Consider the following 12,835-nt stretch of genomic DNA (forward strand, 5'->3'; position numbering starts at 1 on the left):
AACTGTCAACTGTCAACTGTCAACTGTCAACTGACTAATTAGGCAAAGCCAAATAAGGAAAATTCGGTTCTAAAGGTTTGTGTCCCTGAGCCGGATTTCCCGGAGTTCCGTTATATGAAACGTTATCGCCAACCGGAGAACCCACCAAAGCTCCCAGAGTGATATCAATAACGTCGTCCATCAGCATACGACCTCCGATCAAGCTTCCTTGAGCATTTGTAGCGCTAGCGTAGCCGCTGGTTTTTGTGGTATCAATCCGCATGACATCGGGTAAGAAAGCTCCGGCGATCGCATTTGGATCGACATTATCCCGACCGTCCAAAAGATCCACAGCATTCAGAGTAGCAACAGCTTCCTGACGCACCGGAGCAGCAGCAGCGCTCAAATCCGATCTCGGAGGAATATTATTGAATGCTTCCAGATAAGCGGGAGTAACTATCAAACCTTCATTAATTGCAGGTCTTGCCAAACGCTCGAATTGTTTGAAACCGCCAGCTCCGTCTCTGATAGAAACAGTTGACCAAACATCAAAAGTATTCGCCCCACTTCCTGCTTGCAAAAACGCTTTCGGAACGCGCACAGCAATTGTATTTACGTTGTAACCTTTAGTAAAGTCCACGGCTTGACTCGGTTCTTTAAAAGCAGTGCGTGGCCCCGTTCCCAAAGCTGCGGCGCGAACTCGGAAAAATTGTTCCACATCAAAGAAAAACGGGTCTTCGCGTAAACCCGCAAATACAGTCAAGTTAGAACCGCCCACAGGTACTGTATTCAAAACAGCATTAGAATTCAGCGGAGTTGTAGCAATTAGCCCGCCGTTAACTGTAGTCTTAGCAACAGTCTCCGAGCCACCGCGAACAACAGTTACAGCTACCGCTTGCATACCTCTATTGTTAGGCGGACTGAAGGCAAACCGCAAGATAATATCCGAACGTCCAGTAGGTGTAGAATTCACGTCACCTACCTGGGTGATGTGAAATTGGTAGAGGGCTGTAGTGCTGAAATAATATTGATAACGGGCGACAGACCTGGGATTTGAATTCATGGTAAATACTAAATCCCCGTCCCCAGCACCGGAGTTTTGGTCTTTTTCGCGATATACATATAGGTCAGTTAAATTGACCGCGCGACCTTTGATATCTACTTCGCCGTCGTCGTGGTCAGAAGCGACAATTATCCCTGGAGTTAATAGAGCAATTAAAGCGACTTCAATAGCTAGTATGGTTCGGCGAATTTTTTTTGTGAGCTTCACAGTTAGCACCTTTATTTCAATGAATTTTTTGCACAAATCAATGGTAAATAACCCGCATTCGCGGGTTTTACTTTTGTAGCAACAGGTTGAAATCTGTCAACCTGTCGGGCTTTTGCGCTATTGCTGAGCCTTCTCCTATTGGTGGTATACGAAGGTTTGGCAATTTTGGATCTGTGCTGCCAGACTAATTTATGTAAAAAAGTGGGTAATTGAGGATTTACTCGTTCCCGGACTATCCTTGGGAATGCCTGCTCCCAGACACGGCTTCCCTCGATAGAGCGGAGCCAGAGCCTCGCTTAGAGGGGTTTCCAGGCTCTTATTGGGAGCGAGCCGACAGAGATTGGGAACGAGTGAAGGGCGCTGTTTTGACTGTTCAGGCTCCGGGCATTTCTTCGTGCTGCATAAAGCGGATTGCTAAGTCTCAACCAAATAATTAATTAGGTGGTAAAATCCAAGATGACTTGGGATTTATAGAATTCAAAGCACGACAAAATTATGCCGAAAAGGCATACTCTAGCTGGTACCCCCAACTTTAAACTTACAATTATGTTCTGTAGTGATATACGCCGAATTTTTAATTTTGGATCTGTGCAGTCAAAACAAAAATTTTCGGTACACTGAGATGACAGGCCAGAAGTCAGGCGATGAATCGCTGCTTTTAGTGCAGATTGCCCAGAAAGACCAAACGGCATTAGCTAAACTTTACGATCGCTACGGTCGTCCCAGTTATGCTCTCGCTTACAAAATCCTGGGTTCGGTAGAAGAAGCTGAAGAAGTGGTACTGGATGTTTTTTCCCAAATTTGGCAAAAAGCAGCAACTTACGATCCTTCTCGCAGTCGAGCAGATACCTGGTTGTTCATGCTTACCCGCAGTCGTTCCCTCGATCGGCTCCGATCAATCCAGCGAACAGTCCGGGCTGCTGAAGCTTGTCTGGAAGAGGCTAAAGTACCCATCTCTAGCGTTGCAGAACCGATGGAAGATGCAATGTTTAAAGAACGCAGGGAACAAGTCAAAGCAGCCTTAGAAAAACTGCCAAAGGAACAGCAACAGGCGATCGAACTCGCTTACTACCAAGGGCTGACTTGCGCGGCGATCGCAGCTAAAACTGGTATCCCGACAGGTACAATCAAAACCAGAATTCGGTTGGGTATTTCCAAATTGCGTCAAGCTTTGAGCGAAGAATTTTAGATAGTCAAAAAACAAAATTTAAGTTGTTTAACATCAATCTAAAATTGTGGCATCTCCCATCATCCATCTTGAGTGCGAGGGCAGCAGACCAATTTCAAGTTTAAAATTAACCTAGGCTGAATTACAATTAATGGCGGAAAACAGATGGAAATGATGCCAGACGAGGAGTATAAAATCCTTGCCGCCCTTCAAGCTCTCGATATCCTCGACGAGTCAGAACGCGGCGCATTTGCAGAGAAATTGAAAGAGTCGGCAGAACTTACAAGTGAATTAGCTGCTTTGGAATCAACAATTGCCGCGATCGCCTACACAGCCCCCCCAGTTCCCGTCGCCCCCGACCTCAAAAACCGCCTGTTCCAGCGCATAGCCGAACTGCCGCCAACCCCGACAGAATCTGCCAATATAAAGCCAATTGCTACTTCCCCAACAGAGAACAATACTCCATCTTTAATCGTGCGATCGCACGATGTCAAATGGAAATCTTATGGAGTTCCGGGAGTTTCGTTCGGCAAGCTTTACATTGACAAAAAAAAGCGCGAAATAACCTGCTTGATGCGACTCGAACCGGGAGTAACATTTCCCATGCACCGACACGCTGCCTCGGAGGAAGTGCTTGTATTAGAAGGAGACTTAATTGTAGAAGGGGAAATTTGCCATCAAGGCGACTACATTCGCTCGGTTCCCGGTTCCACACATTCGCCCCTCACACAAGGGGGATGTTTGCTGTTAATGAAAACTTCCCTAGACAACGAAATGTTCGTCTGATATTATTTTTGTTGAATTGCCTACAGCTTGGAGCGCGGGTTTATGTAGATTTTTAGTTATAAGTATAGATGGTTGGTGAAAGCCGCCCCTACAATTATTTCGGTTAATTTACCGGACACGATCTCACTCAAAAACACCCGCATTGCTCCGCAGTCGGCGGTTAGAAATGCCAACTATATCACGTAATTACAATGCTAAAATACTCGCATATAACTGCTGTTTTGTCCGCCCTTATTATACAATTTGTACCCAGCAACCAAAGCGCGGTCGCCCAAGAACGCGAAGGATGTTTTCTTGTTAATTCAGTGGGAGAAGTAATTAACTTAAATTTGTTGTGTTCGCCTCAAGAATCAGACATTAAGCTGACAGGAAACGATGGGAAATTTCTCGAAGACTACAAACGCTTAGCAAAAAGCTACTCTCCCGAAGCAACGGATAATTTACTGCAAGCAATCCGAAGGGCCCCTGGTCAAAAAATTGCGGCCGCTAAAAGAATGTGTGCGGAAGCAAAATCGGGAGTTTCTCTGCCGGAAGTTAAATTAAGAGCGATCGGGCAAGCTGTCAGTATCGAAAATCCAACTGCCAAAGAAAGTTTTCTGGCGGATGCCGATATTATTACTACTCTTGCCACCAACCATTATTGCCCGGAGTTAGCCAGTAAGTAATATCATGAAATTTGTAGGGACACGGTAAGGCAGCATCTCTGTTGTGATTTTACAGGAGTGCAAGGGGGACGATCGCACTTCTAAAAAACGCTTTTTACAAAACTGAGATTCTCCCACGGTAATACGGCGTCTTTACTGGCAGTTACAATATTAATTGTCATTTTGTCGGGCAACGATTCATGAAATTACCGGACATGAGATGAAACATTTAAAATCAAGTTCCGCCGACTTGCGGGATTTATTCAAAGACAGCATTACAGTTAAATACCTCGCGGAACCGCTGAAAGCTGTCCCCGCTTGCGAAGATGCAGCCAAATTGCGATCGTGGATGGAGGCCCGCGATTTTGACGTGCTCGGTATTGAAGAAAACGGCACGGTTTGCGGCTATGTAGAACGATCGCACTTAATGACAGGTAAGTGCAGTGACTACCAGCAAATTTTTCACCCCTCCCAATTAATTGCCGCTTCGACTCCTTTGATGGAATTGCTGCCGCTGCTGCGAGAAAAACCGAGATTATTTGTATTAGAAAGCAACAGGATCAACGGTATAGTTACCTGCGGCGATTTGCAAAAAGCACCGGTGCGGATGCTGCTGTTTGGATTGGTGACGCTTCTGGAAATGAATTTATTGCGAATCGTGCGGATTTACTTTCCCCAAGATTCTTGGCAGAAATTCCTTAAGGGCGATCGCATTTTAGCCGCAAAACACCTTTGGGAATTGGGGCGATCGCGGAATGAAGCAATTGACTTAATCGATTACCTGCAATTCTGCGACAAGCGAGATTTAATCCTGACTTCTGCTGAAATAGTCGATCGGCTGGGGCTCAAATCCAAACGCTACGGGGAGCGTTTTTTAAAGTCAGCAGAAGCATTGAGAAACAAATTAGCTCACGCTCAAGATTTAATCAACGGTTCTTCTTGGCCGGAAGTAATTTTTTTAGCTCAGGAAATAGAAGCGCTTTTGCAGCGTTGCGAAGAAATTGAAATGGCCGCACCTAATGAAGTAGAAAGCATTTAATCCTCGTCTTTTATAGAGAGACTTTGTTTGTAGTGTCGCCATTTCCATCGCCTATTTTGATAGAGGAAGGTGCGCCGAAGCGCACCCTAGATTTAGTTTTTAATTTTTAGTTTCCTGTTGGTATACTTAGGAACCCAGCCTTGAGCACTGGTGTAATACTGCAAGGCTTTCAAGTACAGCGACGGAGTGAGATAAAACCAATGTTCGGTATTAGCCGGCACTTTAATGTATTCTTCAGCTTGCAGCATTAATTGTACCTGAGAGCCGTTAGAATACACAAACCCAAAAACGCATTCCCCAGCTAAAATGTGAAGAACTTCTGCATCTGTGTGGGTATGAGTGCGATCGCTTTGAGTCATCAGCGCGTAAATCTGCTGCGAACCTGGATGCAGCACTTTTAAGTCGCACCACCGATATCCGCTGGCGCGCTTAAACTGTTCAAACTCGCTATTATATGCTGCGAGAATCTGCTGTTTTTCTGTTACATTGAGAATGTCTTGAACTAGCAGTTCTTGAAACGCCGGATTTTCGTTGGCGGGCAGGGAATCGATCTCAATATTTAAAACTGCCAGTTGACTCGCGATCGCCCGGATATCCGTATATGTTCTACCGTTTTCTAGTTGCAGAACAGCCATATTACCACCTAATTTGTTGAGCTTTGAGGGAAATTTAGTTTCCATTTTTAAGCTACTGTTTTAAGCTTTCGTCAAAAACTAAACTCCTGCTTATTTTCAATAATAGCCGATCGCTAAAATTCCATGTCCTGCCTCGCCAATGATCAAAGTAATACCACCAATCAAATAATTTGGTGGGTTTTTTAACTTTTATTTAATAAGATTTACTGGAGTTAATGTAACGTGCACCATAAGCACCGCACAGCTTAACTAAAAACTCACAACTTTCAAATCAGCATCCCCGCGATACAAGCAGTCATAAAACAAGCCAAAGAGCCAGCAATCATCGCCCTCACGCCCAACCTCGCCAAATCGCCTTGCCGCTGCGGAGCCATCGCGCCAATTCCCCCAATCTGAATCCCGATCGAACCAATGTTAGAAAACCCGCACAAAGCATAAGTCGAGATAATTTGCGATCGTTCAGAAATCGCCTGTTGTTTCACCAATTCCATCAAATCTAAATAAGCAATAAACTCATTCAAAATCGTTTTTTTTCCCAAAACAATCCCCACCTCTGCACAATCAGCCCAAGGCACCCCCATCAGCCAAGCAACCGGAGCCATCAAATAAGCAAAAATTAATTCTAGCGACAACTGAGGCAAACTAATTAGCCCTCCAAACCACCCCAAAAGCGCATTAAAAAAAGCCAACAAACCCAAAAAAGCAATCAGCATAGCGGCCACATTCGCCGCCAACTTCAACCCGTCGCTAGCACCCGAAGCCGCCGCATCCACCGCATTAGCATAAACCTTTTCCACCTTCACCTCCACCTCCCCAGCAGTCAGCGACTTTTCAGTTTCTGGGTACAGCAATTTAGAAATAGCCAAAGCTGCTGGTGCAGACATCACCGACGCCGAAATTAAATGTTGAGCCGGTACTCCAAAAGAAATATAAGCTGCCATGACTCCGCCGGCAATTGTGGCAAATCCTCCCGTCATGACAGCATGGAGTTCCGAGAGCGTCATCGTCGCCAAATAAGGTTTAATTAACAAAGGAGATTCCGTTTGCCCGATAAAGATATTCCCAGCACAAGAAAGCGTTTCTGCGCCGGAAGTTTTCATAGTTTTAATCATCAACCAGGCCACGGATTGCACAACTCGCTGCAAAATGCCGTAGTGATAAAGTAGGGTGATAAACGAAGAGAAAAAAATGATAGTCGGCAGCACTTTAAAAGCGATAAAGTGTTCGGCAAAATTGTCTCCAAATATAAACTTTGCCCCCACATCAGAAAAATTGAGAAACTGCGTCACCAAATCTCCCAAAATTTTAAAGACAGCCAAACCAGGAGCAGTTTTGAGAATCAAAATAGCAAAAATTAGCTGTAAAGCAATTCCCCACAATACGGGCGGCCACTTGACAGCGCGCCGATCGACAGAAAAGACGTAGGACAAACCGACAAAAATAGCTAACCCCAATACAGAAATAAGTCGTTCCATTTAGCAATTTTTAGAGAATGTGGAGGAAGCATTTATCGTTACCAAGCTCTGGTAATCCAGATTAACAGTCCGATCGTACTTTATCTCGTTTCCAGAGGTTGCCATGAGTTCGCGGCGCGGGCGGCACAGCCCCGGAAGGCGTGTAATACACGATGCCGCCCGATCGCATACAATATCAGCCAGTTTCGCTTACAATAAAAGGCTAAACCTCAAAATTACGGCGCAGCCTAATTGCTGCTACTTTTATGTCTCTACCTATAGTTGCTATTATTGGACGCCCCAATGTAGGCAAATCGACGATCGTCAACCGTTTAGCCAACACCCAAGACGCGATCGTCCACGACGAACCAGGAATCACGCGCGATCGCACTTACAGACCAGCATACTGGGGCGATCGGGAATATCAAGTCGTAGACACCGGCGGGCTAGTATTCGACGACGAGACAGAATTTCTGCCTTTAATTCGCGAACAAGCAATGGCAGCCCTCGCAGAAGCCAGCGCAGCCATTTTCGTAGTAGACGGACAAACCGGACTCACCGGCGGCGACGAATCGATCGCATCTTGGCTGAGACTGCAAAAAGTCCCAGTCATTCTCGCCGTCAACAAATGCGAATCGGAAAATACAGGGCTTACCCAAGCAGCCGACTTTTGGCAATTGGGACTCGGAGAACCCTACCCAATTTCCGGCATTCACGGCAACGGCACCGGCGAATTGCTTGACAAATTAATTACTTATCTTCCCACAGAAGTATTACCCGAAGTTGAGGAGATTAAAGTAGCAATTATCGGTCGTCCCAACGTAGGCAAATCGAGTTTGTTAAACGCATTTCTCGGAGAAAACCGCGCCATAGTCAGCCCGATTTCCGGCACTACCCGCGACGCGATCGACACCTTAGTAGAACGCAACGGTCAAACCTACCGCCTGATTGATACAGCAGGAATTCGCAAAAAGAAAAACGTCGAATACGGCGCAGAATTTTTCGGCATCAACCGCGCTTTCAAAGCCATCCGCCGCGCCAACGTCATACTATTAGTAATTGACGCAATTGACGGCGTTACGGATCAAGACCAAAAATTAGCCGATCGCATCAGCCAAGAAGGTCGCGCCTGCATCATAGTCGTCAACAAATGGGACGCAGTAGAAAAAGACTCCGACACCATCTACGAGTACGAAAGAGAAGTCAGAACCAGACTTTATTTCCTCGACTGGGCAGAAATGATTTTTGTTAGCGCCATGAGTGGACAGCGAGTTGAAAAAATCATTGAATTAGTAGACAAAGCCTCCGACGAACACAAACGCCGCGTCACTACCGCCGTGATTAACGAAGTCATAGAAGAAGCCACAAGCTGGCACTCAGCCCCAGTTACCCGCCAAGGAAAACAAGGCAAAATCTATTACGGTACTCAAGTGCGATCGCAGCCACCGACAATCGCCCTATTTGTCAACGATCCCAAACGCTTCACCGAAAATTACCGCCGCTACATGGAAAGCCAATTCCGCAAACACCTTGGCTTTACCGGTACACCAATGCGGCTGCTTTGGAGAGGCAAAAAAGTTCGTGCCACCGAAATGAGCACAACCAACAGAGCACTGCGGGTGAAGTAATTTTAGATTTTAGATTTTAGATTTTAGATTGAAGAAAAAAGGCGGTTAGATGATATAATTGCTTGCCAATTACAGCAAATTTTTTCATCTAAAATCTAAATATCGGATGAACGAACAAGAGTTTAAAGAAAGAACGAAGCAGCTAGCATTAAGAGTTATTAAGTTAGTAAGTACGCTGCCAAAAAATACCGTTTCTGAGGTAATTGGCAAGCAGTTAATTCGTTCAGGAACTTCTGTAGGGGCTAACTATCGAGCAGCTTGTCGCGCTAGGTCAACAGCAGACTTAATTGCCAAACTCAGAATAGTGGAAGAAGAAGCGGATGAATCTTTGTACTGGATGGAGTTGATAGTTGAAGCTAAATTAGTAGATGCCACTAACTTGAGGAGTATCATGTCAGAAACGAATGAAATTTTAGCGATGACAGTTGCCTCCATCAAAACTTTAATTGCTAAAAACCCAGCAGCAAACCGCAAATAAAAAAATCTCAAATTCCCCAAAAATTGCCAAGCTAAAATCAAAAAAAAAATCAAACAATCCCCAATCCCTCAAATAATCCCCAATCAATCAATCAAATAATCCCTCAAATAATCCCTCAAATAATCCCCAATCAATCCCCAGTCAATCAAACAATCCCAATCAATCCCCAGTCAATCAAACAATCCCCAATCAATCAATCCCCAATCAATCAATCAAACAATCCCCAATCAAAAAATCTAAAATCTAAAATCTAAAATCTAAAATCGACAAGATGGACTTACTTCGATCGCTCCCCATAGGATTGTACCTAGAACAACCCGTAACCTGGCTTCACAGGCTAGACTCCCGCGTCAAACTAGCCTGGTTGATGACATTTCTGATTGCGCCCATACTCGCCAATCCCATCTGGCGGTTCATGCTAGTAGGAATGTTAATCGTACTGACACTAACAGCAGCAATTCCCTGGCGCGTGTGGAAACAGCAAATGGGACTGCTGCTGCTATTCTGCCTATTACTATTTTGCCTCAGCGCGATCGCCCCCGACGGACTCCCCGCAGAACACCAGCCCCGCATCCCCGCCGACGAATTAACCTTTTCCCAACAGCCCGCAACTCTTCCACCCCCGCCCCAACCAAAACCCTGGTACAAACCTTTTAACTTAGGCTCAAACCCCCCAATCCCCAATAATCCCAAAGCCCAAAGCCCAAATCAACTCCCCCAACCCACAAACTACCGTTACGTTGTATTCAAACAAGGCCCGATTAAAATCACCCGCAAATCCCTAGATTTAGCTATCAACGTTAGCACCCTATTTTTCACAGTAATTTACAGCACCAACCTCTACCTTCTCACCACAGCCAGCGAAGAAATTACCGCCGCCCTTGAAAACTTAATGCAGCCCCTGCGCCGCTTGAACTGGCCTATTACCGAAATAGCCTTAACATTAACTTTATCTTTGCGATTTATTCCCCTAGTATTGGAAGAAATACAAAATTTAGTGCGATCGGTCAGAACCAGAGCGATAAACTGGAAAAAACTCGGATTTCGCAGCGCCGCTCAAGTGTGGTTGATGATAGCGGAACGGCTGTTAGAAAACTTGCTTTTGCGAGCTGAACAAATTGCCAGCGCCATGAAAGTTCGCGGCTTCACCAGTCCCGATCGACACCGTGTAGAATGGCACCAGTTGCAATTGAAAATCCGAGACTGGATCGCCCTCGGCTGCTTGCTCGTCCTCTGGAGCGCCCGCTTGGTTTGGGGCTGGGACAGTTGAGATTTTAGATTTTAGATTTTAGATTTTAGATTGAATAATATTGAAGAATTGGGAATGACTGATTCGAGCGGGGTTTGGAACACCGACCTACATTTGAGTAAGTTTTGTCTGGTGCGCGACAGTCCTGCTAAAGTAATGGAGACAAATATTTAGAGAACCAAGACCTTGAACATCTATCTTGGGACAGATATCGTATATGTTCCGCGCATACAAGCTGCATTAGACCGGTTTGGCGATCGCTTCCTGGAAAAAGTTTACACGCCCGCCGAACAAAGGGATTGCGGGCAACTAAATTCTCAACACAGCAGCATTAAAGGTAAAATGAATCGAGTTTCCTGCAACCAGCTAGCGGGCCGCTGGGCAGCAAAAGAAGCCGTTGTCAAAGCTCTAGGCACGGGATGGCGGGGAATACGGTATGCAGATGTGGAAATTCGGCGCTCCGAAAACGGTGCTCCCAATGTGCAACTGCACGGAACCGCAGCAGCACAAGCCTCTGTTTGGGGAAATTGCCAGTGGCAATTGAGCCTCAGCCACGACGGAGACTACTGCACGGCTACGGCGATCGCCCTTTGTAGCCCGCCGTCAAACAACGCCGTCGGGCGATCGAGCGAAACTAAAATCTAAAATCTAAATCTTTAATCTAAAATTGATCGATTGTGAGTGTGAATGACTACCGAAACTTACCTGAATCATCCAAACTTTGGCCTCCTCTTCAGGGTATCCCAGGTTGAAGACAGCCAAGAATTATTTACCACCCTATACGCCCAGCGCCTGTTTTTTTTGGTGACAAACGGCCCTGGCGGGCTGAGATTTGAACCAATCAGTCGCTCCGACGCTCGCCTCATGGTCGAAATTCGCCTGCGAACCCTGCGTCGCAGCGGTCAATATCACGAGTACGACCAATTGCAGACCATTCACCAGCGCACATTTCAATAACGAAAATCAGTAATTTGGTAATTGGTAACTGTCTTAATTTTCCTTCCCTCCAGTCAAGAGCGTTGAGCACCCATGACCATTGCCTCTCGAATTAACAGCATTCGCCAAGACTTGCCCGAATCAGTGCGGTTAATTGCCGTTACCAAACAGGTACCGACTGATGCTATCCGCGAAGCATACGAGGCCGGTATCCGGGATTTTGGCGAGAGTAAGGTTCAAGAGACTGCCGAAAAACAAAGCCAACTGCAAGATTTACCGGATATCAACTGGCACTTGATCGGGCACTTGCAAGCCAACAAAGCCGCCAAGGCCCTAGAGCATTTCCAGTGGATTCACTCTCTCGACAATTTAAAACTCGCTCAGCGACTTTCGCGCTTGGCAGGGGAAATGTCCTGCTCTCCCCAAGTTTGCCTGCAAGTGAAAATGTTGCCCGACCCGGACAAATACGGCTGGAGCGTTCCAGAACTGCTGGCCGACCTTCCAGAACTCAGCAAATGTCAGCAGCTCAAAATTCAAGGTTTGATGACAATTCCTCCGCTGGGATTAGATGAGTCGCAAATCCTAGAATTATTTAACAGCACCCGCGAACTTGCTGACAAAATCCAGCAGCAAAATTTGCCCTGCATTCAAATGCTGCAGCTCTCGATGGGGATGTCGGGAGATTATCATTTGGCAATTCAAGCAGGTGCTACTATGGTACGGCTAGGACAAACCTTATTTGGCTCTAGGAGGGGATAAATAATTGAAATCTTCTGATAAAGACAATTTGGGTTAAATATAGAATAGTCAGCTACCCGCGACTAACGCGCAACGCGAGTATAGTCGGGGCAGCAAAGTCGTGAAGGAGCGTAAATCATGAATATTTTTTCTAAACTGCGAGATTTTGTAGGCATCAACAATGAGCCTGAGTACGATGACGTGTACGACGAAACGGAAGGGGAGCGCTATCAGAACTTCTACCAAGCGCCTGAACCCAACCCCGCTGCAGTCGCAGCCGAAGAAGAACGTCGTCAAAATCGTAGAATGCGAGAGCGGTCAGTAGTAGGATCGACAGGTATGGATGTCGTTGCACCAACCGGGGGAGTAGGGTCAGTAATGAATAACGTGATTGGAATGCCTGGAGCTATGAACGGGATTTCGGAAGTAGTCGTAATGGAGCCGCGCACTTTTGAAGAGATGCCGGCAGCAATTCGAGCCCTTAAGGAACGCAAGTCTGTGGTTTTGAACCTGACGGTGATGGACCCAGACCAAGCGCAAAGAGCTGTGGACTTTGTGGCGGGCGGTACTTATGCCCTGGACGGTCATCAAGAGCGAATTGGCGAAAGTATTTTCTTGTTTACGCCTAGCTGCGTGCAGGTGAGAACTCAGTCTGGTGTGGTTCACGAAGTGCCTCCTGCTCAAGGACGCCCTCGTGCTGCTGCTCCTGCACCGACAGTCTGGCCGGCAGAACAAGCTCCCATCGCTCAGTAGTCTGTTGACTGTTGACTGTTGACTGTTGACTGTTGACTGTTGACTGTTGACTGTTGACTGTTGACTGTTGACTGTTGA

General features: G+C 46.2%; 14 protein-coding genes. 11 read left to right on the plus strand and 3 right to left on the minus strand.

Features of this window, described 5'->3' with window-relative positions; genetic code table 11:
* Window positions 1-34 precede the first annotated feature (34 nt).
* Window positions 35-1,249: a DUF4331 domain-containing protein gene (locus QUB11_RS19360; protein WP_333391413.1), complete on the minus strand. Its 1,215-nt coding sequence runs from the start codon at window positions 1,247-1,249 to the stop codon at window positions 35-37.
* 622 nt (window positions 1,250-1,871) lie between these two features.
* On the opposite strand from QUB11_RS19360, the gene QUB11_RS19365 reads away from it, so the two are divergent.
* From QUB11_RS19365 to QUB11_RS19380, 4 genes are all read left to right on the plus strand, one after another.
* The gene (locus QUB11_RS19365) at window positions 1,872-2,438 is read left to right on the plus strand and encodes a sigma-70 family RNA polymerase sigma factor (protein ID WP_333391415.1); all 567 of its coding nucleotides are present in this window, start codon (window positions 1,872-1,874) and stop codon (window positions 2,436-2,438) included.
* A gap of 150 nt (window positions 2,439-2,588) precedes the next feature.
* On the plus strand, window positions 2,589-3,203 hold the full coding sequence (locus QUB11_RS19370; RefSeq protein WP_333391417.1) for a cupin domain-containing protein: 615 nt from the start codon (window positions 2,589-2,591) through the stop codon (window positions 3,201-3,203).
* 191 nt (window positions 3,204-3,394) lie between these two features.
* Complete coding sequence (locus QUB11_RS19375; RefSeq protein WP_333207159.1) at window positions 3,395-3,868, plus strand: DUF732 domain-containing protein; 474 nt, start codon at window positions 3,395-3,397, stop codon at window positions 3,866-3,868.
* A 199-nt stretch (window positions 3,869-4,067) separates the two neighbouring features.
* The gene (locus tag QUB11_RS19380; RefSeq protein WP_333391418.1) at window positions 4,068-4,886 is read left to right on the plus strand and encodes a hypothetical protein; all 819 of its coding nucleotides are present in this window, start codon (window positions 4,068-4,070) and stop codon (window positions 4,884-4,886) included.
* A 92-nt stretch (window positions 4,887-4,978) separates the two neighbouring features.
* Here QUB11_RS19380 and QUB11_RS19385 read toward each other — a convergent pair whose 3' ends face one another.
* Window positions 4,979-5,566 carry an acireductone dioxygenase gene (locus QUB11_RS19385; protein ID WP_333391420.1) on the minus strand — a complete coding sequence of 196 codons (588 nt, stop codon included), beginning with the start codon at window positions 5,564-5,566 and terminating at the stop codon, window positions 4,979-4,981.
* A 221-nt stretch (window positions 5,567-5,787) separates the two neighbouring features.
* Window positions 5,788-6,996 carry a NupC/NupG family nucleoside CNT transporter gene (locus QUB11_RS19390; RefSeq protein ID WP_333391423.1) on the minus strand — a complete coding sequence of 403 codons (1,209 nt, stop codon included), beginning with the start codon at window positions 6,994-6,996 and terminating at the stop codon, window positions 5,788-5,790.
* 245 nt (window positions 6,997-7,241) lie between these two features.
* Here QUB11_RS19390 and der point away from each other — a divergent pair, with 245 nt between their 5' ends.
* The 7 genes from der (at window position 7,242) to QUB11_RS19425 (ending at window position 12,757) form a co-directional block, all read left to right on the plus strand.
* Window positions 7,242-8,603 carry a ribosome biogenesis GTPase Der gene (gene der / locus QUB11_RS19395; protein WP_242723117.1) on the plus strand — a complete coding sequence of 454 codons (1,362 nt, stop codon included), beginning with the start codon at window positions 7,242-7,244 and terminating at the stop codon, window positions 8,601-8,603.
* 106 nt (window positions 8,604-8,709) lie between these two features.
* On the plus strand, window positions 8,710-9,081 hold the full coding sequence (locus QUB11_RS19400; protein WP_333391426.1) for a four helix bundle protein: 372 nt from the start codon (window positions 8,710-8,712) through the stop codon (window positions 9,079-9,081).
* A gap of 271 nt (window positions 9,082-9,352) precedes the next feature.
* On the plus strand, window positions 9,353-10,351 hold the full coding sequence (locus tag QUB11_RS19405; protein ID WP_333391428.1) for an energy-coupling factor transporter transmembrane protein EcfT: 999 nt from the start codon (window positions 9,353-9,355) through the stop codon (window positions 10,349-10,351).
* A gap of 165 nt (window positions 10,352-10,516) precedes the next feature.
* Window positions 10,517-10,975: a holo-ACP synthase gene (acpS, locus tag QUB11_RS19410; protein WP_333059107.1), complete on the plus strand. Its 459-nt coding sequence runs from the start codon at window positions 10,517-10,519 to the stop codon at window positions 10,973-10,975.
* A gap of 42 nt (window positions 10,976-11,017) precedes the next feature.
* Window positions 11,018-11,287, plus strand: coding sequence for a transcriptional coactivator PipX (gene pipX, locus QUB11_RS19415; protein WP_333058020.1), 270 nt, complete (start codon window positions 11,018-11,020; stop codon window positions 11,285-11,287).
* Between the two features lie 72 nt (window positions 11,288-11,359).
* A complete protein-coding gene (locus tag QUB11_RS19420) occupies window positions 11,360-12,025 on the plus strand; it encodes a YggS family pyridoxal phosphate-dependent enzyme (RefSeq protein WP_333391430.1) in 666 nt (221 codons plus the stop codon).
* A gap of 117 nt (window positions 12,026-12,142) precedes the next feature.
* Window positions 12,143-12,757: a cell division protein SepF gene (locus tag QUB11_RS19425; protein ID WP_333391431.1), complete on the plus strand. Its 615-nt coding sequence runs from the start codon at window positions 12,143-12,145 to the stop codon at window positions 12,755-12,757.
* The last annotated feature ends 78 nt before the right edge of the window (window positions 12,758-12,835 follow it).

The sequence above is a fragment of the Microcoleus sp. B6-A1 genome (genome assembly GCF_036705085.1).
In the GTDB taxonomy this organism is placed as follows: domain Bacteria; phylum Cyanobacteriota; class Cyanobacteriia; order Cyanobacteriales; family Microcoleaceae; genus Microcoleus.